This is a genomic window from Polaromonas hydrogenivorans (assembly GCF_040105105.1).
Classification (GTDB): domain Bacteria; phylum Pseudomonadota; class Gammaproteobacteria; order Burkholderiales; family Burkholderiaceae_C; genus Polaromonas; species Polaromonas hydrogenivorans.
On record NZ_CP157678.1, the window covers coordinates 74549 to 93791 of the forward strand.

At 61.1% G+C, this 19243-nt stretch carries 19 protein-coding genes and 5 pseudogenes; 15 read left to right on the forward strand and 9 right to left on the reverse strand.

Going from position 1 to position 19243, the window contains the following annotated elements; all coding sequences use genetic code 11:
• The first annotated feature begins 89 nt into the window (after positions 1–89).
• Together ABLV49_RS24185 and ABLV49_RS24190 are read left to right on the forward strand one after the other, a co-directional pair.
• Complete coding sequence (locus ABLV49_RS24185) at positions 90–344, forward strand: hypothetical protein (protein ID WP_349283034.1); 255 nt, start codon at positions 90–92, stop codon at positions 342–344.
• The gene (locus ABLV49_RS24190) at positions 344–499 is read left to right on the forward strand and encodes a hypothetical protein (protein ID WP_349283035.1); all 156 of its coding nucleotides are present in this window, start codon (positions 344–346) and stop codon (positions 497–499) included. Before ABLV49_RS24185 ends, ABLV49_RS24190 begins: the two co-directional genes overlap by 1 nt.
• A 286-nt stretch (positions 500–785) precedes the next feature.
• On the opposite strand, the gene ABLV49_RS24195 is transcribed toward ABLV49_RS24190, so the two are convergent.
• The 6 genes from ABLV49_RS24195 to ABLV49_RS24220 all read right to left on the reverse strand — a co-directional run bounded on the left by ABLV49_RS24195 (position 786) and on the right by ABLV49_RS24220 (position 4601).
• Positions 786–1859, reverse strand: a complete 1074-nt coding sequence (locus tag ABLV49_RS24195; protein ID WP_349283037.1) for an IS110 family transposase — start codon at positions 1857–1859, stop codon at positions 786–788.
• Between the two features lie 100 nt (positions 1860–1959).
• Complete coding sequence (locus tag ABLV49_RS24200; RefSeq protein WP_349283039.1) at positions 1960–2520, reverse strand: recombinase family protein; 561 nt, start codon at positions 2518–2520, stop codon at positions 1960–1962.
• A 187-nt stretch (positions 2521–2707) separates the two neighbouring features.
• The gene (locus tag ABLV49_RS24205) at positions 2708–2995 is read right to left on the reverse strand and encodes a PIN domain-containing protein (protein ID WP_349283041.1); all 288 of its coding nucleotides are present in this window, start codon (positions 2993–2995) and stop codon (positions 2708–2710) included.
• Positions 2992–3276, reverse strand: coding sequence for a type II toxin-antitoxin system Phd/YefM family antitoxin (locus tag ABLV49_RS24210; protein WP_349283043.1), 285 nt, complete (start codon positions 3274–3276; stop codon positions 2992–2994). Before ABLV49_RS24210 ends, ABLV49_RS24205 begins: the two co-directional genes overlap by 4 nt.
• A 253-nt stretch (positions 3277–3529) precedes the next feature.
• A complete protein-coding gene (locus tag ABLV49_RS24215) occupies positions 3530–4153 on the reverse strand; it encodes an IS630 family transposase (protein WP_349276506.1) in 624 nt (207 codons plus the stop codon).
• Complete coding sequence (locus tag ABLV49_RS24220; protein ID WP_349276815.1) at positions 4068–4601, reverse strand: helix-turn-helix domain-containing protein; 534 nt, start codon at positions 4599–4601, stop codon at positions 4068–4070. The genes ABLV49_RS24215 and ABLV49_RS24220 overlap by 86 nt, the downstream gene beginning before the upstream one ends.
• Before the next feature lie 521 nt (positions 4602–5122).
• On the opposite strand from ABLV49_RS24220, the gene ABLV49_RS24225 reads away from it, so the two are divergent.
• The 5 genes and pseudogenes from ABLV49_RS24225 to ABLV49_RS24245 form a co-directional block, all read left to right on the forward strand.
• A complete protein-coding gene (locus ABLV49_RS24225) occupies positions 5123–6136 on the forward strand; it encodes a tyrosine-type recombinase/integrase (protein WP_349283045.1) in 1014 nt (337 codons plus the stop codon).
• A 9-nt stretch (positions 6137–6145) separates the two neighbouring features.
• Positions 6146–7312, forward strand: a complete 1167-nt coding sequence (locus ABLV49_RS24230; protein WP_349283047.1) for a hypothetical protein — start codon at positions 6146–6148, stop codon at positions 7310–7312.
• 108 nt (positions 7313–7420) lie between these two features.
• Positions 7421–8443 (forward strand): PDDEXK nuclease domain-containing protein, encoded by a 1023-nt coding sequence (locus ABLV49_RS24235; protein ID WP_349283071.1) that lies wholly within the window; start codon positions 7421–7423, stop codon positions 8441–8443.
• Complete coding sequence (locus tag ABLV49_RS24240; RefSeq protein ID WP_349283049.1) at positions 8443–8694, forward strand: hypothetical protein; 252 nt, start codon at positions 8443–8445, stop codon at positions 8692–8694. The genes ABLV49_RS24235 and ABLV49_RS24240 overlap by 1 nt, the downstream gene beginning before the upstream one ends.
• A gap of 3 nt (positions 8695–8697) precedes the next feature.
• A pseudogene (locus ABLV49_RS24245) lies at positions 8698–8952 on the forward strand (recombinase family protein); the annotation flags it as partial.
• Between the two features lie 102 nt (positions 8953–9054).
• On the opposite strand, the pseudogene tnpA (ABLV49_RS24250) reads toward ABLV49_RS24245, so the two are convergent.
• Positions 9055–9273 (reverse strand): annotated as a pseudogene (gene tnpA, locus ABLV49_RS24250) (IS200/IS605 family transposase); the annotation flags it as partial.
• A gap of 222 nt (positions 9274–9495) precedes the next feature.
• On the opposite strand from tnpA (ABLV49_RS24250), the gene istA reads away from it, so the two are divergent.
• Complete coding sequence (gene istA, locus ABLV49_RS24255) at positions 9496–11052, forward strand: IS21 family transposase (RefSeq protein ID WP_349278157.1); 1557 nt, start codon at positions 9496–9498, stop codon at positions 11050–11052.
• A 23-nt stretch (positions 11053–11075) separates the two neighbouring features.
• Complete coding sequence (istB, locus tag ABLV49_RS24260) at positions 11076–11831, forward strand: IS21-like element helper ATPase IstB (protein WP_349279989.1); 756 nt, start codon at positions 11076–11078, stop codon at positions 11829–11831.
• Between the two features lie 180 nt (positions 11832–12011).
• Here the strand turns inward: istB and ABLV49_RS24265 are convergent, their stop codons facing one another.
• Positions 12012–12134 (reverse strand): hypothetical protein, encoded by a 123-nt coding sequence (locus ABLV49_RS24265; protein ID WP_349283053.1) that lies wholly within the window; start codon positions 12132–12134, stop codon positions 12012–12014.
• Positions 12135–12303: 169 nt separating this feature from the next.
• On the opposite strand from ABLV49_RS24265, the gene ABLV49_RS24270 reads away from it, so the two are divergent.
• From ABLV49_RS24270 to ABLV49_RS24295, 6 genes and pseudogenes are all read left to right on the forward strand, one after another.
• Positions 12304–13260, forward strand: a complete 957-nt coding sequence (locus tag ABLV49_RS24270; protein ID WP_349283055.1) for an alpha/beta hydrolase — start codon at positions 12304–12306, stop codon at positions 13258–13260.
• Positions 13261–13327: 67 nt separating this feature from the next.
• Positions 13328–15037, forward strand: coding sequence for a flavin-containing monooxygenase (locus ABLV49_RS24275; RefSeq protein WP_349283057.1), 1710 nt, complete (start codon positions 13328–13330; stop codon positions 15035–15037).
• 430 nt (positions 15038–15467) lie between these two features.
• The gene (gene tnpA, locus ABLV49_RS24280) at positions 15468–15818 is read left to right on the forward strand and encodes an IS66-like element accessory protein TnpA (protein ID WP_349282713.1); all 351 of its coding nucleotides are present in this window, start codon (positions 15468–15470) and stop codon (positions 15816–15818) included.
• The gene (gene tnpB / locus ABLV49_RS24285) at positions 15815–16156 is read left to right on the forward strand and encodes an IS66 family insertion sequence element accessory protein TnpB (RefSeq protein WP_011798487.1); all 342 of its coding nucleotides are present in this window, start codon (positions 15815–15817) and stop codon (positions 16154–16156) included. Before tnpA (ABLV49_RS24280) ends, tnpB begins: the two co-directional genes overlap by 4 nt.
• Positions 16157–16238: 82 nt before the next feature.
• Positions 16239–17832: pseudogene (gene tnpC / locus ABLV49_RS24290) on the forward strand (IS66 family transposase).
• Between the two features lie 40 nt (positions 17833–17872).
• Positions 17873–18701, forward strand: a pseudogene (locus ABLV49_RS24295) (IS982 family transposase).
• A 186-nt stretch (positions 18702–18887) separates the two neighbouring features.
• On the opposite strand, the pseudogene ABLV49_RS24305 reads toward ABLV49_RS24295, so the two are convergent.
• A pseudogene (locus tag ABLV49_RS24305) lies at positions 18888–19232 on the reverse strand (helix-turn-helix domain-containing protein); the annotation flags it as partial.
• Positions 19233–19243: the final 11 nt, after the last annotated feature.

Genomic DNA, 19243 nt, shown 5'->3' on the forward strand with positions numbered 1-19243 from the left:
CTAGGAATAACTTCCCAGACCTGATCAAAATTGGGCGTTGCCCGATTGGTTTTTGAAGAATCAGGCGGGGGGCTACATAAAATCCAGCAATGAGCACACAGACGGGTTACAGGCAGGACATTGAGGTACAGATGAAGCGGCTGTTCGCAACGCTGTCAGAAAAGGACCGTCGGCGCTACGCGGCGATAGAGGCGGCCAAGCTCGGGAGCGGCGGCATCAGCGCCATCTCAAGTCTGTTTGGCCTGGATGCCAAGACCGTGCGCCGCGGACTGACGGAGTTGGCGCTGCTTGATGACCCGGCACAAGGCCGGGTTCGAAAAAAGGCGGTGGACGCAAACAATTGATGCACAGCGCTGCTGCGCTCGATGAGAATTTTGGCGTGCTGCTGGCCGAGTTTACGGCGGGCGATCCGATGCGAGAAGGCGTATTGGGGTTTAGGGAGCAATGGAACGTAAAACACTACTGGGACTTCCCACGGAGTCAAGTGCGGGTGGCGTGAAATTTCTTCCTGGTGACGGTATTCCTTGCGGCTGACGCAAACCCGCGGGCATGGAACGAGGAACAGACTGCACATCTACTGCCGGGCTTATTGCACTTGGTGCGGCCCCAGATACCAACCGCTCAGCAGGGCTCCATTCAGTTACCGTGGCATCCACTGAATCCACATGGTTTTACCCGAGCTTGCCTGCTGCCGGTCTGACCTGTCCAAAGCATCTTCGATTTCACGTCTTGCAAGGAAATGATGATTTGTTAGGGGTGGTGTGCCCCAATGGCTCCCACGGTTTTCATGCGCCAGTAGGCATCGCGGCTGAAGGATTGACGCTGATGTGGTGAACATCAAAACGCTCGCCCTTGGTCATGACTGCCCACAAAATCCGGGCGTTTTTATTGGCCAGGGCCACCACAGCTTTTTGCCAGCCACTGCGCTCGCGCAGGCGCTGAACCCATTGCGTAATGGCATCGTCCTGGGCGTTCAGGCCCCTCAGGACGACGGACTTGGCACCCTGAATCAGCAGGGTGCGCAAGTACGTGCCGCCTCGCTTGGTGATGCTGCCCAGCGATGTCTTGCCACCGCTGGAGTGCTGGCGCGGTGTCAAGCCCAGCCAGGCGCCGAACTGCGCTGCGTTCTTGAACTGCTTGAAGTCGCCCACCGTTGCCACGACCGCTGAGGCCGTAACGGGGCCAATGCCCTTGAGTTCGGCCGCACGCTGGACCTGCTCGTCGTCCTTTTGGTGGGCAGCGATACGCTGGTCACACCATTTGAGATGTTCGTCGAGCTCTTGCCAGTGCTCCTGCGCCCTTTGCAGCACCAGCCGGGCCATGCTGGCAATATCGTTGCCCGCATCCTCAATCAGGTCGCTCAGATGCTGGCGTAGCACCTCTGGGCTTTGCGGCAACACCACGCCGAACTCGGCCAGCAACCCACGGATGCGATTGATGCAGGCGACTCGCTCCTCCTTGAGTCCTTCACGCAATCGGTGCACACACAGCATGCCTTGCTGGGCTATCGTCTTGGGCGGCACGAAGTTCATGTGCGGGCGCGAAGCGGCTTCGCAAACTGCTGCTGCATCGTTGGCGTCGTTCTTGCCGCTCTTGCCTTGAGTCCGGTACGGCGCCACGAACTGCGCCGCAATCATGCGGGCATCGAGGCCGCGCTCACGCAACTGGCGGCACCAGTGATGCGCGCCGGTGCACGCTTCCATCGCCACCAGGCAACCTGCGGGCAACTGGGCGCACCATTGCAGGAAATTTTCCCGTTTCATGGCTCGATTCGTTATCACTTTGCCCGCCAGGTCCACGGCATGGACCTGAATGAGATTTTTCGCCAAATCAACGCCGACTCGTGTAATGTTGCTCATGGGACTTCTCCTTCCAAAGTGGTTACAGATTGACTTTCCAACACGCCAATCCTGGCACTTGATGCCGTTACCGGGAAGTGGGAAGTCCCTTGGTATTCGGTTAAGGAATTTTGCTGCGCTGCAGAAGACGCGATACGGTCGCGGGATGGACGTTGAAGAGCCTGGCCGCTGCTGCTGCGGTTTTCTGACCCGTGTGGACCAGGCTCACGATTTCTTCTTGCTGGTCGGGCCTGAGCTTGTGGCGTCGCCCCCCAAGCCTGCCTTGCTTGCGCGCTTCATCGAGACCGCTGCGCGTGCGCTCGCGCAGCATCGCGCGCTCGAACTCGGCAAAGCTTGCGACGATTTGCATCATCATGCGGCCGCCGGCAGAGGTGGTGTCAATCGCTTCGGTCAGGCTGCGAAAGCCAGCCTGCGCCTGAGCAATTTTCTCCATCAGGCTCAACACATCCTTGAGAGAGCGTGACAGGCGGTCCAGCTTCCAGACCACCAGCACGTCATCCTTGCGCAACTGCCCGAGCAGGCGATGCAACTCCGGCCGGTCCCACCGGCCACCCGAGGCTCTCTCCTGAAATATCAGTTCACACCCGGCTGTTTTTAACGCGGCAATTTGTGCCGCCGTTTCCTGATCCTGGGTTGAAACGCGTGCGTAGCCAATGAGCATTAGTGCATAAACCTATTGCAAATGGATTCTATTTTGCAATACATTTGTGCAACACACAATGCCTTGATGGACGGTCCTTCAGTCATCGTTGCGCAAAGGAAGGTTTGTGCACGGTTTCTCCTATGGCAAAACGCATTGGCCAATGCGACGAGCACGGTCTTAACTGGGTTTTGCGTTCCGCTGCTCCCTAAACCCCGAACCCCTGAAGGGCTTGATGTTGCAGGCCAGCATACAGGTCAAATTCGAGGGGCCGGACAATGGCTTCGAGCGTGTCCAGCACGGTCAATGCCGCGGCGCCGTTGATGCCACGCTTTTCCAGCAGCGCGGGGAGGTACTTGCGCGCATCGGCATACGCCACGTCCGGTGCGAAGAACTTGACGTTTGAGGCATGCTCAAGCAGCAGCTGGCGCACTCGCTGGCCCAGCACGGCCCGGATCAGGATATTGGCATCAAGGACGATCGCCTTGCCATTCATGCTGGCCCAGCCTTGGGCTTTTTGCGGGCGGGCGCCTGTTGGCGCACGGCCTTGAATTCCGCGACCACCTCGTCCAAGTCAACGCCCTGCGTGGCCAGCAGCTGGTCGAGCACCTGGCTCGCCTGCTTCAGGGCCGCGATGTCGGCATCTGCCTGGCCTTGCGTGGGGATGAAATAGCCAACGGTTTGCCCATGGCGCGTGACGGCCACGGGCGTGCTCGAGGCGATGAACTCGGCCATGCCGGCACGGAATTGCCGAATGCCTACTTTGGTGGTTTCCATGGTCCTGCCTATGGTTTAAATTCGAAAGAATGTGAATCTTAGTGTACACAAATTATGCTATCAGCGATAGCATGTGCACAGATTGACCCGCCATAGGCATTGCTATTGACCCTGCACAGACACGCAGTCACTGTCTTTACCACAGCCATAAAGTAAACGCCCTACCCCAACAATGGAATGCGCAAAGCATGGCGGAGGCAACAAATGAGATGCCTGTGATCTTCGAGCGTCTTGGTGTAATACCAATCCCGTGTCATGAGATAACCGAAGCTGAAGGCAGCACTGCCCAGCTGCGGGAGCACAAAGAGCGGATGGCACCAGGGATTTGCGTGAAGGCATTCCAAGCGTCGCAGCAGGCATCCACAATCTGCTCATACCCGTCATAGCAGCGGTTGGCCAGGTGCCGGTCGCGCAGTTGCTGCCACACCTGCTCGGCCGGGTTGAGTTCGGGTGAACCCGCGGGCAGCGGCAGCAATGAGAGGTTGGAGAACTGGGGCAGTTTGGCGGTGGTATGCCACCCTGCACGATCGAGCACCAGCACCGCGTGGCGCCCCGCAGGAACGGCCTCGCTGATGGCCTGCAGGTGTAGGGTCATCGCCTCGGTATTGGCCTGCGGCAGGATCAGGCCAACAGCCGTATCGCGCTGCGCACAGACGGCGCCAAAGATGTATGCCGATTCGGACTGCTGCTGGCGCACCACCCGGGGCCGCGTTCCCTTGCGCGCCCACAGGCGCGTTTGCGTGCCGCGCTGGCCAATGCGCATTTCATCTTGAAACCAAACATCCACTTGCTCAGGCGCAATGCTCGGGGGCAGCGTTGCTGCGACTTCCTGGACGAAGTTTTTTTTTGAATTCGGCTTGTGCCACCGGATCGGCACTGGGACTGACGGCGCGGGCCGAAATCCATACCATGCCCAAGCGCTTCATGAGGTCATACACACCGTTCAAGCTGTAGGCAACGCCGAACTGCCGGTCCAACAACTGGCGAATATCTTTACCCCGAACCCGCCCACCGCCGCGTTCGCACTGGAGTTGTTCGACGGCCTGGCGAAACGCTTCTTCCTGTGCTTTGGCAAGGCGCTGCGTACTCCAGTCGTGCGGCATGCCGGCCAGACGGGCCACGCCGCCAGCGCTAAACCACTGCACCCAGCGCATGACGGCGTGACGGGTCAAGCGCAATGCAGCGGCCACTTCGGTATAGCTCTTGCCGTCCTTGAGGTGCGCCAGCGCGATCAATCGCAGTCGGCGGCGCCCATCCTTTTCCTTGTGGGCCAGACGGTCAAAGTCATAGGGCTGCAGCTGATCAATGATGTGCTGAGATAACATTTTCGTAACCTCCTGCGAGAGCCAAGACTGGTCAGACTCCGATCACTGACTTTGGTTCTTTCTCTGTCGGGATTGGTATAACGGCTTTTTAATTGCGTTTACGGCAAGCATCGCCTCCAAGCCCTTTGAACGACTTCCTTCGAACCTGACCTGCACATGGAGCAAGAAGCATCTCGATTCAATGTAATCTACCAACAACCCAACCCCGTCAATCAGCCGCACTTCTCCCCCCTGTCCGACCTCCCCGCCCCCGCTCGAGGCGAGAAAGAAAGATGAGGAGGCCCGAGGAGAGCAAACCCCCGGGCGGCTGCGCTCCTCAGCGGCCCGGGTGCATCGGCTGCAAAAGCTTGGCCAGCGCAGGCTACCCTCCTGGACAACTTCCCCCGCCCCTGCCTTGAGGGGAGCGAAGGGGGAATGAGGAAAACCGAAGTCGGGCTTGGCTTTTTAAGAGGGGCTGGCATGGGGCGGGTATGATTTGTGGGGTGGGTTTGTTGTAAATTCAATTTAGATGGGGTTATTGAATGAGTGACGTGCCTGTTTCGGACCCGGACGTGTTCTTTGCGTCCTGGCGGTCTGCCCGGTTGGCCCGCACCGACCTCAAACCCATGGGCGCGGCCGGTTTGACGCAAGCTTCGCTGGTCTGGCGCCACTGGCTGGCGTTTTGCACGGTGCACAGTTTGGCCTGGGACGCCGCGCGCAGCGCGGACATTGACAGGTTTTGCCAGGCCATCGGCCCGCGCTCGAGCCTCAAGAAAACCTCGCCCGTCACGCGGCGCCGCTACTGGCGCGTGCTGCGTGACCTGTACGACCATGCGCTGGCCAGCCGCCTCGTAGAGGCCAATCCGGCCGAGGGCGCCCAACCGCCGGCCACCGAGCGCGTGCCTTCGCTGGCGCTGTCCGGCCCCATGTGGGCCGCGCTGCACGAAGGCCTCTATGACAACTTTCCCGGCAGCGACGACTTCAAGGCCCGGCGCAACCGATTGGTGCTGCTGCTCATGATGCGCGCGGCCCTCACCGTGCGCGAGATCATCGGCTTGACGCTGGACTGCGCCAAGCCCTGCGCGGACTCGCCTGGGAGTCCTGCCGGGTCTGCCCCCCTGTACGCCCTGTGTGTGCGCAAGGCGGGCGGCGGGCACGAACGCGCCTTGCTGCTCGACCTGCAGACCAGCCGTGCGCTGCACGACTGGCTCGAGGTGCGCCCGGCGGGCCTTCCTGCCCTGCATCCGGGCAGCCGCCTGATTGTGGGCGACCGCATTGGCCGCGCCATTGCGCCCAACGGTCTGTACAACATCTGCCAGGCGCATCTGGCGCGCTGCTTGGTGGAAAAAGGCTTGCTGGCCGACCCAATGCCCCACAGCGTTCTCGATCCGGGCGCTCTCGCCCACATGGGGCCCAACACGCTGCGCAACACCTGCATCGCGATGTGGTTCAACGCCGGCGTGCCGCTGGCCGAGATCCAGCGCCGCTGCGGCTTCAAGGACGCCAGCGTCATGAGCCGCCTGGGCGCACACCTCGTGCAGCCCTTTCCGCTCTGAGGCGCCGTAATGCATCCACTGGGAAACCCAAAGAGCGATGGCTCAGGCCTGGAGCGGCTGTGGCGGCAGGTGTGCGCCTCACGCGGCACGCCCGCGCCCGATCCGGCGCGGCTCGCCGGCTTCATGGAGCGGCTGGGGACGCACGAGCGGCACAGGCTTGAAAGCGTCCTGCTTCTAGCCGCGCGTGGACGGGAACAGCCGGGCGACCTTAGTCTGCTCAGCTGGGCCGCAGCCTGCACGCGCCCTGCCCTGCTGGGCCAGCTCCAAGGTCACGGCCTGGCCTTCACCAGTGCCGGCCTGTTCGCCTGCGGCCTGAAGCTGCGGGAAGAAGGCTGGGACATGCAGCCACGCCTCGCGCAGCTGGTAGACAACCCTGCGGACGTGGACACGCTGCGCGCCTTGCTGCCCGCCGTGTTGCCCATAGGACCCAGTCAAGCTGAAGAGGACCCGCCGAAAGAGGCCGGACCAGACAGCCATGAAGACATGGCCGTGGACAAGCCATTTTTCCCCTGGCCCGATGACGATGACAGCTCGCCCGATGGCCATGCGCCCGGCTGGGAGGGGAAACCCATGGACGACATGCCGGCCGCGTCCGCCTCAAGCCCGTCGGGGGCCCTGCCCGTGCTGCCGACCCGCTTCGAGCGCCAGCGGCCTGAGCCTTTTACCAACTCCTCCGGCGCGGCCAGCGCCGGGCACTCCCCGGAAGAACCCCGGCTGCGCCTGCGCCTGTTCGGCAAGTCGGCCGCGCACACGCTGGAGGTCACCCCACACCGCCGGGGCCGCGATTTTATGGGCGTGCACGTGGTCAGCATCGACTCGGCCCATGCCCTTGGCGCCGGCGCGGGCTACGCCTGGGAGCGCAAGCTGGTGATCCAGCTCACGCCCGAGGAAATGCCCGCCGTCATCGCCACCTTGATGGGCCTCACGCCCTCGGTGCGCTTTGGCCACCACGGCGCGGGGCGCGACAAGTTTCTCGAGGTGCGCCGCCAGGCGGACGGCCTGGTGATCGTCACGGGTGAGCATGCGGCCGTCTACCCGGTGCCCGTGCCCGCCGCTACCCTCTACTACGTGCTGGACCTATTTTGCCGGGCCATGGCGATGAGCATGGGCGTGGACAAGCCCGGGCGCAGCGTCCCGGACATCATCATGCTCGTCAAAAGCGCGCACGGGTTTTGACTGCATTGAGGGCCATGCATGTCTTAAACGACATGTTTTCAAACGCCATTTCTTGACTTCAAAAGCCAATTGACACACTACCCAATGGGAAGTAATATGGGCGACCTTATGCCAAGCCGAAACAGACCTCTCGCACCCTCAAAAGTAGATTCAGTATTTGGTGACATTGTTCAGCTTATCGAAGCTGCCCGCCAACGCGCCTACCAGGCCGTCAACACCGAACTCATTGACCTGTATTGGAAGGTTGGGAGCATCATCAGCCGGAAGATTGCTGCCGCTGAGTGGGGTGATGGCGTGGTCGATCAATTGGCTGACCATCTTGCAGTGACTCAGCCGGGTCTTCAAGGCTTTACACGTCGCAATTTGTTTCGAATGCGTCAGTTTTATGATGCCTACAAGGATGATGAAAAAGTGTCACCACTGGTGACACAATTGCCTTGGACGCACAATCTGATCATCCTCGGGCAAAGCAAGCGGCCAGAAGAGCGAGAGTTCTACCTGCGCATGGCGATTCGGGAAAAATGGAGCAAGCGCGAGCTTGAGCGCCAGTTCAACGCTTCCTTGTTTGCGCGCATTGTTCTGAATAAATCAAAAGTTTCGCCGCTGGTGACACTCACCCACCCGGATGCTGGAGCCGTTTTCAAAGACAGCTACGTGGTGGAGTTTCTGAGCTTGCAAGAAGGTCACAGTGAATCCGATCTGCACAAAGGCTTGTTGTCCCGTCTCAAGACATTTTTACTGGAATTGGGGCGAGACTTTTGCTTCGTTGGATCTGAGTTTCCTGTGCAAGTGGGTGATCGCGATTTTGCACTTGATCTTGTGTTTTTCCACCGAGGGTTAAATTGTTTGGTTGCCATCGAGCTGAAGGTGGTTCGATTTGAACCCGAACACCTGGGCAAACTCAATTTCTACCTTGAGGCTCTGGACCGCGATCACCGCAAGGCGCATGAAAACCCGGCCATTGGTGTCTTGCTGTGCGCAAGTAAAAACGATGAGGTTGTTGAGTACGCTTTAAGCCGATCACTCTCGCCGGCCTTGGTTGCGCAGTACCAAACCCAGCTACCAGACAAGAAACTGTTGCAGGCCAAACTGCATGAGTTCTATGCGCTCAACATGGATAAAGGCCATTGATGGCGACCCAACAGGAATACCTGCGCCAAGTAGCGACTGCCCTTGGCCTGTCCCAAAAGGCTCTGGCCGCGCGTATGGGTGCGCCCTGGACAACGTTCGAGAAATGGCTTTTACCGCCTACATCAACCAACTCAAGGGAGATGCCTCAGATCGCATGGAACCTGGCGCGGGAAATCCTCGAGCATGAAGAACTGAAAGCCAAGCTGAGGGTCGGCCGGGATTCCGACGGAATCCGGCATTTTTTGACGTAACCAGGCCTGCAGTTCGATCTGGGCACGCCGCAAGGCAAGCTCATCGCGTCGCTCATGTCCGTTCTGGCCGAATTCGAGCGGGATCTGCTGCGCGAGCGCGTGCGCTCGGGCATTGCCACCAGTTCAAGCGCGCGGCGTGCGCTTGAACTGGTGGCTGCTGGGCAGTCGTACCGGGAGATCGGACTGCGGCTGGGCATCAGCAAGAACACGGTGCTGGCCATCGTCAAGCGCCATCGTGCAGAGCAGGCTGGGCCATAGCGCTCAGCGATCCGGCCGAGTCAAGAATGCGGCTTGCAGTCGCGCCACGCAGGCACTTTTACCAATCAGAACAACAGCTTGGATTGAAAAACGCCGGATTCCGTCGGAATCCCGGCCGACCCTCATGTAGTTCCGGATCACCTGCGCATCCCGCCCCACCGTGGAGACAAAGTACCCTCGCGCCCAGAAGCTCTGCTCGGTAAAGTTCCTCTTGCTCTCCCCATACACCCGCGCCAGATGCATCGCGCTTTTCCCCTTGATATAGCCCACGACTTGCGACACGGCATATTTCGGCGGTATCGCAATGATCATGTGCACATGTGAGTATTCCGGACCAACGTGACCGGTGATTCCGGGATCGTGACCGACATTCCGGTGAACGTGACCGGAGGGATTCCGGCAACGTGACCGCTGATTCCGACGAACGTGACCGATGTCTTTGGTCACGACAGTCGGCACGGCGGTATACGCCGTCGGCACGGTGTTGCGCATGAACGAAACCCGGCGTGGCGTGTAGCTTCGATGCTTTTTGCAAAGAGACACATGCCCGCCTTAAGGATCAATATGCGCAAACTCAAAGACGCCCTGCGTCTGAAATTCGAGGGTGGACAGTCCCATCAACAAATCGCCGGTGCCCTGGGGCTCTCCAAAGGTGTCGTCACCAAATACGTGGGCCTGGCCGTCGCCGCCGGGCTGGACTGGCCGGCCATTTCAGCCCTGGACGAAGCCGCGCTGGAGCGACGCCTGCTGGCGTCGTCTCGCGCCAGCCAGACCTATGCGCAAGCCGACTTCGGGCGGCTTCACCAGGAGCTTGGCCGCAAGGGTGTGACGCTCATGCTGCTGTGGGAGGAATACTGCGCCCAGGTCGGCGACGAGCACCGTGCGGACTGGCCCCTGAAGCCCTGGCGCTACTCGCAGTTTTGCGAGAACTACCGCCAGTTTGCCAAACGGCTCAAACGCTCGATGCGCCAGGTCCACCGCGCCGGTGAGAAACTCTTCATCGACTATGCCGGCCCGACGCTGGCCCTGAGGGTGCACGGGCAGGAAATTGGCCGCGCCAACCTCTTTGTGGCGGCCATGGGCGTGTCGGGCTACTGCTTTTGCCTGGCTACGCCCGCGCAGACGGCACGCGACTGGCTGGGCGCCACCGCGCAGGCGTTGACCTTTTATGGCGGCGTGCCCCAGCTCATCATCCCCGACAACCCGCGCGCCCTGGTGACCAAGGCCGACCGCTACGAGCCGCTGCTGACCGACAGCGTGCAGGACTTTGCCCGTCACTACGGCTGCAGTGTGCTTCCTGCGCGCGCTTATCACCCACAGGACAAACCGAAGGTCGAGCTGAGCGTTTTGCTGGTCGAGCGCTGGATCCTGGCACGCCTGCGCAAGCATCAGTTCACCAGCGTGGAGGAGGTCAACGACGCCATCACCCCCTTGCTGCACTGGCTCAACCAGCGTGCCTTTCAAAAGTTGCCCGGCAGCCGCGCCAGCGTGTTCGCGCAGATCGACGCACCGGCCCTGATGGCCCTGCCGCTGCAGCCCTGGGAATGGGCGGTCTTCAAGACGGTGCGCGTGCACATCGACAGCCACGTCGAATTCGAGGGCCACCGCTACAGCGTGCCCAACGCCCTGGTTGGCCTGGCGCTGGAGTTGCGCGTCACCGCCCATGCGGTAGAAGTCTTGCACCGTGGCAACCGGGTGGCCAGCCACATGCGCTGCGCCCACAAAGGCAGCTTTACCACCGTGATTGAACACCTGCCCGAGCGCCACCAGCACCAGGCGCAGTGGACGCCCGAGCGGCTCATCGCCTGGGGCGCGCGTATTGGGGTGGCCTGTGCGGCCACGGTGCAAAAGATGCTGCAGCGCCAACCCCATCCCGAGCACGCCTACCGCGCCTGTTTGGGCCTGCTGTCCCTCTCCAAACGCTACGGCGACGCCAGGCTGGAGGCGGCCTGCACCTTGGCGTTGAGCTTGGGCACCAGCAAATACACCCACATCCGCGACATCTTGCTCAACCGGCGCGACCTGCTGCAAGCGAGCACCACGCCAGAGTGGACATCGCCCGCACACGCCCACGTGCGTGGCGCGAACTACTACCAATGAAACCCTTTACAGAGAATTCCAAAATGATGATGAACACCACCTTGAATCAACTGCGCAGTCTGCGCCTGGAAACCATGGCCCAGGCGCTGGAGCACCAGCTCCAGCAAAGCGGCATCGGCGCCATGAGCTTTGAAGAACGGCTGGCCTTGCTGGTCGACCGGGAGGTGCATGGCAGGCAAGACCGGCGCTGTGCGCGATTGCTCAAAACCGCCAAACTCAAATACCCGCAAGCGGTCATAGAAGATTTGGACAGCCGCAGCACCCGGGGCATTGAACGCAGCGCGGTGATGAGTCTAGTTTTGGGCGAATGGGTCAATGCCGGGCACGCCGTGCTGATCACCGGAGCCACCGGCGCGGGCAAGTCCTGGCTGGCGTGCGCGCTGGCCCAGCATGCCTGCCGGCGTGGCCACAGTGCGCTGTACCTGCGGGTTCCCCGCTTGGGCGAGGAACTGCGCATTCGCCACGCCAACGGCACCTTTACGCGCTGGCTGGACACGCTCAAAAACACGGACGTCTTGCTGCTCGACGACTGGGGCATGGCCGCCATGGACAGTCAAACCCGGGCCGATCTGCTGGAGATCATTGACGACCGGGCCAGCCAGCGCGCCACCGTCATTACCAGCCAGTTGCCCATTGAGCACTGGCACGAGTGGATAGGTGACCAAACTGTGGCCGATGCCATGCTTGATCGGCTCATGCAAAACCATCACCGCTTCACGCTCACGGGCGAATCGCTGCGTAAAAAAAACCCGCCCGCAAAAGGGATCGCCGACAAGTAGGCCCCCACGGCCAGGGGGCCTCCGGCGGCCTGGCAGGGGCCTATTCGTTCAAAAAATTCAATTCCACAGAAGGGCAAAACAGCCGGGAAAGCGGGCCGGCATAAAATCAAAACGCGCAACACCGACCCCCGGTCACGTTCGCCGGAATGCCGGTCACGTTGCCGGAATCAGCGGTCACGTTCACCGGAATACGCACACATGATCACGCATCACATGCCCCTCTTCTATGCGGCTCTCCAATGCCTGCGTTCCATCAAGCACTTGGCGCACCTGCTCGATCGTGCGCACTTGGGCTTCGTTCATGTCGATCACCATCCGTTCGATGATCGACCACCTCGCACACCAGCTGCCCGTCAGCCAGAGCCGCGCCCCACCCAGCCCCCTCCAGGCTCAGACCTCGTTGGAAAAGACCCATGTTCGACATCGACCAGATTCCGTCACATAATCACTCGCGACATGAGGAGACTCCACGATGAAGACATCATCTGAATCGGACGCCCTGCGTGCCCTGTACCAGAGCTGGACCGACCGCATGACGGCGAATTCGGCGCTGACCATTGCCGACCTGCGCAGCCTGTTCGACGAGTGGCACCAGCCCACGCGGGAACCCGAGGGCGTGACCTACAAGTCCGAGACGCTGGCCGGGGTCGACGGTATATGGGCGCTTCCCCTCGGCGCCGACACTTCGAAGGTCGTCCTCTACACGGACGGCGGTGGCTTCGCGGTCGGCTCGGCATCGAGCCACCGCAAGCTCGCCGGCCACCTTGCCAAGCACCTGGGCGTGACCGCCTTCGTGATCGACTACCGGCGCGCGCCCGAGCATCCCTTCCCGGCCCAGATCGAGGACGCGACTGCGGTCTATCGCCAACTCCTCGCACGGGGCTTCAAGGCGCAAGACATCACCACCAGCGGCGACTCCGCCGGCGGCAATCTGGCCATCTCGACGGTGCTCCAGCTGCACGCCCAGGGCGTGGCCTTGCCGGGCGCCGTGATCGCCTTTTCGCCGTGGCTGGACATGGAGCACGTCGGCGCGACCCTGGCCAGCAACGACGCCTCCGACGCGCTGGTGAAGAAGCCCGTCCTCGAGGCCATGTCGGGCATGTTCCTGGGCGAGAAGGGCTCGCGCACTGACCCGCTGGCGAACCCGCTGAAGGCCGATTTCAAAGGCTTCCCGCGCCTCTACGTCACCGCCGGTTCGGCGGAGACGCTGCTCGACAACGCCACCGACCTGGCGCGGATCGCCAAGGCCGCCGGCGTGGACGTGATGCTCTCGGTGGTGGACGGCATGCAGCACGTGTATCCGCTCCTCGCAGGCAGGTCCCAGAGGCCGACGACGAAATGCGCCGCGTTGCGAAGTGGTTCAAGCGTCTCTGACCCTTGCCGAATCAGATCCAAAGGACATCCGAGGGCTCACGACAGGCTCCGGTAATCGCCCGCTTCATTCAACCCAGACCAGCACGCCCGCAACGGCGAGTCACAAGACGAGGAAACAGATCATGAGAGACACGAATCACTACGATGCCATCGTTGTCGGCGCCGGCTTCGGCGGCCTGTACGCGCTGAGGAAGCTGCGCGACGATTTGCGGCTGAAGGTCCGCCTGTTCGACAAGGCCAGCGGCGTGGGGGGCACCTGGCACTGGAACCGCTACCCAGGCGCCCTCTCCGACACCGAGACCTTCGTCTACTGCTACTCCAACGACAAAGATCTGTTGCAGGAGTGGGACTTCAACACCCGCTACATCACGCAGCCGCAGGTTCTGCGCTACCTCGAATATGTCGCCGACCGGTGGAATCTGCGCGACGACATCCAGCTCAACACGGGCGTCACGAAGGCACATTTCGACGAGTCCGCGAACCTGTGGGAAGTCGCAACCGACACCGGCGAAAGCTATACCGCCAAGTTCATCGTCACGGCCCTTGGCCTGCTCTCGGCGACCAATGTTCCAGACTTCAAGGGCCTGCAGTCCTTCCAGGGCGATTGGTACCACACGGGCAATTGGCCCCAAGGCGTGAGCCTGGAGGGCAAGCGGGTCGGTGTCATCGGCACCGGCTCCACCGGTATCCAGGTCATCACCGCGATCGCGCCCGAGGTCGGCCACCTGACTGTCTTCCAACGCTCGCCTCAATATAGCGTCCCGGTTGGCAACGGGCCTGTCAGCCCCACATATGTCAAGTTAGTCAAAACGTACTACGACGAGATTTGGGACCAGGTGAAGGACTCAACCGTCGCCTTCGGCTTCAGGGAAAGCTCGGTGCCTGCTATGAGCGTTTCCGAGGAGGAGCGTAAGGCGATCTTCCAGAAAGCGTGGGACCTCGGTGGAGGCTTCCGCTTCATGTTCGAAACATTCGCCGACATCGCGACGAACGAGGAGGCGAACAAGTGCGCCCAGGATTTCATCAAGGCCAAGATTGCCGAGATCGTCAAGAACCCCGCGACGGCACTCAAGCTGATGCCCAAGGACTTGTACGCCAAGCGACCGCTATGCGACAGTGGCTATTACGCGACGTACAACCGTGACAACGTGGAACTGGTCGACGTGAAGGAGAACCCGATCGCCGAGATCACGCCGCAGGGCGTGCGAACCGAAGACGATGTCGAGCACGCGCTCGACGTGTTGATATTCGCGACCGGGTTCGAGGCCGTCGACGGGAACTACACGCGGGTAGACATTCGCGGCCGCGGCGGCGAACCCATCAAGGAGCACTGGAGTAACGGGCCCACCAGCTACCTCGGCATTGCCACCGTGGGCTTCCCGAACATGTTCATGATCCTGGGACCGAACGGCCCGTTCACCAACTTGCCGCCATCGATCGAAACTCAGGTCGAGTGGATCTGCGACCTGATCAAGGAGGTGCACTCGGCCGGCCTCCCAGTCGTGGAAGCCACTCGGGAGGCAGAGGACGGCTGGACCAACACCTGCCGGGAGATCGCCAACATGACGCTGTTCCCGAAGGCGGAGTCGTGGATCTTCGGCGCCAACACCCCCGGCAGACCCAACACAGTGATGTTCTATATGGCCGGTTTGGGCGAGTACCGCCGACAGTTGAACGATGTGGCGGACAACGGCTACGCGGGCTTCGTATCCCGAAAGGGGGGTGCGCCAACGGCTGTTCGGGCCGCTCGAGCTGGGTTTCGACAAAGGCCGTTGCACGGTTCAGTCCAGCACGCTTCGCCTGCCGAGCTCGGCCGTGCCTCGGCCGGCTGACCTAGTCAAGCTCTGTGGCGCGCTGGGCGCGCCAAGGAAGCCGGCGACCAGATCGCCCGCATCAGTGCTTGGTACCGGGGCTAGAGCGGCTCCGCTCTGACTAGCAAAAAATGCCAAGGGAAAATTCCCGAGTTACGTGGGGTACGACTATTGCCAGTCAGGGTGATTCCTAGCCCGCCCGTTTGACCATCCCCGATCCTAAGGGACTTGCCGGGAAATAAAGAACCCCGCCCCAAGGGGCGGGGTTCTTTATCGCGGCTTCCAATCCCGCAGGGTCGGCCGCCATGTACGCCAGCTCCTGACACGCCTCGGGCTTCGCATCGCTGAACGGCCCCAGGCAATTGAACTGTATGCGGCTGGTCATCACATATTGAATCAGTAGCGTAGCCAGGCGACGATGGTGTCCACCAAGAACTCAAGTGGACACCTCATGGAACACTCCAAAACGCTTGCCCGACGGCCTCACAGCGAGGCGTTCAGGACGCAAGTTTTGAGCGAATGCAGCCAGCCAGGCGCTTCCGTCGCAGCGATCGCACTGGCCCATGGGCTCAACGCCAATCTCGTGCATAAATGGCGCCGCAAGGCCCGCCAGGCGCCGGCGGACGGCAGGCCCGAATGTGCCGGCTTCGTTGCACTGGCCTTGCCCTGTGCACAGCAGGCCGCATCCGCGCTGCCGGACATTCATATGGAACTGCGCCGAGGCGCCGCCACTATTGAAGTGCGCTGGCCCGTTGCTGCCGCGGCAGAGTGCGCGGCCTGGCTACGCGAGTGGCTGCGATGATCCGCATCGACGCGCTATGGCTGGCAACGGCTCCCATCGACATGCGCATGGGAACGGAGCGCTTGCTGGCCCGGGTGGTGCAGGTGTTCGGGGTTGCCCAGGCCCACCATGGATACCTGTTTGCCAACGCCCGTGGCAACCGCATCAAACTATTGCTGCACGATGGCTTCGGCCTGTGGTGTGCGGCGCGCCGGCTCAATCAGGGTGGTTTTGAATGGCCACGCGGTGGTGCCGATATGGCGACATCCATCACATTGACCAAGCCGCAATTCGATGCGCTGGTGCTCGGCCTTCCCTGGAGTCGGCTGGAACAAATGCAGACCATTACGCACTTGTGACGACTGTGGCGCAGCCGGTGTCGCAGGGCAATTGGCAGATGCCCTAGTTCCAATCGCTGTGCGCCTTTTGCACAATGACAGCATGCTCAACGTGCACACCCTCAGCGCTCAGGACTTCGTCGGTCTGGGCCCTGAGGCCGCTGCAGCGTTGGCGGCCAAGGTCCTCCAGCACATTGGCCAGCAAAGCCAGCAAATTGACTCGCAGGCCAAGGCCATCGAGTTCAAGGAAGCGCGTATCCAGAGCATCTTGTTTGAGCTGCGCCGCCTGAAGGCTTGGCGATTTGATGCCAAGACCGAGCGCATGAATGCCGAGCAGCGCCAGTTGTTTGAAGAAACGCTGGCGGCCGACCAGGCGGATCTGGAAGCACAACTTGCAGCACTGAAGGCGGCTGCCAAGGATTCTGGCGACACGGCAGACACCGAGCATGACGCCCGCCGCAAGCCCAAACGTCAAGCCCTGCCAGAACACCTCAAACGTGTGGAGCACCACCACGAGCCAGAGAACACAACCTGCGGATGCGGTCAGGCCATGGTGCGTATCGGTGAAGACGTGAGCGAGCGCCTGGACATCATTCCAGCCGAATTCTTCGTGCACCGCCACATCCGCGGCAAGTGGGCCTGCAAGTGCTGCCAGACCTTGGTACAAGAGCCGGTGGAGCCGCACATCATTGACAAGGGCATGCCCACGGCCGGGTCTGGTGGCGCACACTGCCGTGAGCCGCTTCGTCGATCACATTCCGTATTACCGGCAGGAACAAATCAACGCCCGCTCTGGCGTTCACACGCCGCGCTCCACGCTGGCATCGTGGTCTGGCCAGGCAGGCGCTGCCCTTGTGCCCCTGTATGCGGCGCACCGGGAGTTTGTCCTCAACTGCGCGGTGGTGCATGCCGACGAAACCCCGGTGGCCATGCTGGACCCTGGTGCGGGCAAGACCAAAAGGGCCTACATCTGGGCCTATGCTCGAAGCGGCTTTGATGTTTCTCCAGGCGTGGTTTATGAGTTCTGCCTGGGCCGAGGGGCCAAGTACCCGCTTGAATTTCTCAAGGGCTGGTCGGGCACGCTGATCTCCGACGGATACGGGGTATACGACCAAGTCCTCAAGCAGCAGACCCGTGTCGGCGCAGCGTGTTTCGCGCACGCACGCCGAAAGTTTGATGAACTGGTCAAGGACCGCCTGAGTCCGGTGGGCACGCAGGCGATACAGCGCATTGCCGCGCTCTACCAGATCGAGCGCCAGGTCAAAGGCTTGTCGCCCGAAGATCGACTCTCTATCAGGCAATCGAGCGCAAAGCCGCTTTGCGAGGATCTGCACGCCTGGCTGAAGCGGGAGAGGCAACGCGTGCCCGAGGGCAGTGCCACGGCCAAAGCGATTGACTACAGCCTGAACCGCTGGGAAGCGCTGACCACTTATCTGGCCGACGGCAACGTCCAGATTGATAACAACCATCTCGAAAATCTGATTCGGCCATGGGCAATGGGGCGCCGGGCATGGTTGTTTGCCGGCAGCGAACTAGCCGGCCAGCGAGCCGCCGTCGTGATGAGTTTGTTGCAGTCGGCAAAGCTGCATGGCCATGACCCCTGGGCTTATCTGAAGGACGTGCTGAGCAGGCTGCCTGGCCACATGAACTCTCGCATCGACGAACTACTGCCTCACCGCTGGCAACGGCAATCCTGAATCGGCAGCGCGGTCAAGGTGCCGTGCCAAGACGCTTACGCTGCTGGAGCAGTACATGCTCGACGAGAGCAGCAACAAACAGCGCCGCCGCCGCACAGGCGCGATGTCGCTGTCCGAGATGACCACGATTGTGGTGCTGTTTCACACGATGCGTGGCCGGCAGTTCAAAGCGTTTTACGCTGGCATCGTGTGCCGCTTCATGACTGCGGAGTTTCCCCGCCGGCTGTCCTACGCGCGCTTCGTGGCGCTGATGCCACGCTGCGCGGTGGTGCTGGCGGCCTTGTTCGAGACGCTCAAGGGCACATGCACGGGCTTGTCAATTGCCGACGCCACGCCGCTGGCCGTTTGCGACAACCTGCGTATCCAACGTAATAAGGTTTTCAAGGGCATTGCCCAGCGCGGCAAATCGTCCACCGGGTGGTTTTATGGCTTGAAGTTGCACGCGGTCATCAACCAGCGCGGCGAGTTGTTGGCCATCAAGGTCACCTTGGTAAGGTCAATTGAACCGCAAGGGACTGCTGACCATCACCTCAAACCTGTTTGGCACCCTGTACGCCGACAAGGGCTACGTGGGCAAGGAGTTTTCGCACAAGATGAAGGACAAGGGCATCGATCTGGTCACGCGGGTACGCAAGAACATGAAAGCGGTCGTGCATTCCGAGTTTGACCAGGTGCTGCTGCGCAAACGCTCGCTGGTGGAAACGGTCTTCGATGAGCTCAAGAACCTGTGCCAGATTGAACATACCCGCCATCGTTCACTCTCGAACTTTGCCGTCAACCTCATGGCCGGCATCGTGGCGTATTGCCTTTCTCCGGTCAAGCCTCGCATCGCAGTATGGGACTCTCGGAACCCCCTGGCTGTGAACTGACTCCTTCCTTATCCAGAATTCAGGGATACTGTTGGCGAATTGATGGATCATGTTGCCAGTCGGGCGAAACGCGATGTTCGTGTTTTCTCCCGAGGCTGGCCGGTAAGCCATGCCGTGATCCGCTCGACATTCATGGCAACGGCTGTTGCCACATGCTGCAGGCTCGTTTTGGCCAATCCTCGGTACGTACTCCTGCTCGATGAGTTGGCCTACGGCCGTCCGGCTCCACAGGAAAAAATCCATCTTGAACTGCTCAGGGCGTTGATCGATGATGCTGCGCTGAAGGCTGTCTTCCTGATCCTGGCTCAGGGTGCGCCCCAGACCTTGACTGCGCCCACGCAAGGCCGGTCGTATTGCTGGCCAGCCGCCCTCCACGAACAGGTCGATGCAACTGCGCACAGCCGGGTAGCTCAAACCCGTCATGGAGACAATTTGCATGACGCCCATTGCCCTTTTATGCAGCCTCAGGACTTGCTTGCGCCGCTCGTGAAGCTACTCCAGCGTCTGCTTTCTTGCATTTTCTTTTTCCATCTTTCTTCGAT

Excerpts from the sequence above, each read along its gene's own strand:
- ABLV49_RS24185 (WP_349283034.1), top strand. The coding sequence starts at position 90 with ATGAGCACACAGACGGGTTACAGGCAGGACATTGAGGTACAGATGAAG.
- ABLV49_RS24190 (WP_349283035.1), top strand. The coding sequence starts at position 344 with ATGCACAGCGCTGCTGCGCTCGATGAGAATTTTGGCGTGCTGCTGGCC.
- ABLV49_RS24195 (WP_349283037.1), bottom strand. The coding sequence starts at position 1,859 with ATGAGCAACATTACACGAGTCGGCGTTGATTTGGCGAAAAATCTCATT.
- ABLV49_RS24200 (WP_349283039.1), bottom strand. The coding sequence starts at position 2,520 with ATGCTCATTGGCTACGCACGCGTTTCAACCCAGGATCAGGAAACGGCG.
- ABLV49_RS24205 (WP_349283041.1), bottom strand. The coding sequence starts at position 2,995 with ATGAATGGCAAGGCGATCGTCCTTGATGCCAATATCCTGATCCGGGCC.
- ABLV49_RS24210 (WP_349283043.1), bottom strand. The coding sequence starts at position 3,276 with ATGGAAACCACCAAAGTAGGCATTCGGCAATTCCGTGCCGGCATGGCC.
- ABLV49_RS24220 (WP_349276815.1), bottom strand. The coding sequence starts at position 4,601 with ATGTTATCTCAGCACATCATTGATCAGCTGCAGCCCTATGACTTTGAC.
- ABLV49_RS24225 (WP_349283045.1), top strand. The coding sequence starts at position 5,123 with ATGAGTGACGTGCCTGTTTCGGACCCGGACGTGTTCTTTGCGTCCTGG.
- ABLV49_RS24230 (WP_349283047.1), top strand. The coding sequence starts at position 6,146 with ATGCATCCACTGGGAAACCCAAAGAGCGATGGCTCAGGCCTGGAGCGG.
- ABLV49_RS24235 (WP_349283071.1), top strand. The coding sequence starts at position 7,421 with ATGCCAAGCCGAAACAGACCTCTCGCACCCTCAAAAGTAGATTCAGTA.
- ABLV49_RS24240 (WP_349283049.1), top strand. The coding sequence starts at position 8,443 with ATGGCGACCCAACAGGAATACCTGCGCCAAGTAGCGACTGCCCTTGGC.
- istA (WP_349278157.1), top strand. The coding sequence starts at position 9,496 with ATGCCCGCCTTAAGGATCAATATGCGCAAACTCAAAGACGCCCTGCGT.
- istB (WP_349279989.1), top strand. The coding sequence starts at position 11,076 with ATGATGATGAACACCACCTTGAATCAACTGCGCAGTCTGCGCCTGGAA.
- ABLV49_RS24265 (WP_349283053.1), bottom strand. The coding sequence starts at position 12,134 with ATGAACGAAGCCCAAGTGCGCACGATCGAGCAGGTGCGCCAAGTGCTT.
- ABLV49_RS24270 (WP_349283055.1), top strand. The coding sequence starts at position 12,304 with ATGAAGACATCATCTGAATCGGACGCCCTGCGTGCCCTGTACCAGAGC.
- ABLV49_RS24275 (WP_349283057.1), top strand. The coding sequence starts at position 13,328 with ATGAGAGACACGAATCACTACGATGCCATCGTTGTCGGCGCCGGCTTC.
- tnpA (WP_349282713.1), top strand. The coding sequence starts at position 15,468 with ATGGAACACTCCAAAACGCTTGCCCGACGGCCTCACAGCGAGGCGTTC.
- tnpB (WP_011798487.1), top strand. The coding sequence starts at position 15,815 with ATGATCCGCATCGACGCGCTATGGCTGGCAACGGCTCCCATCGACATG.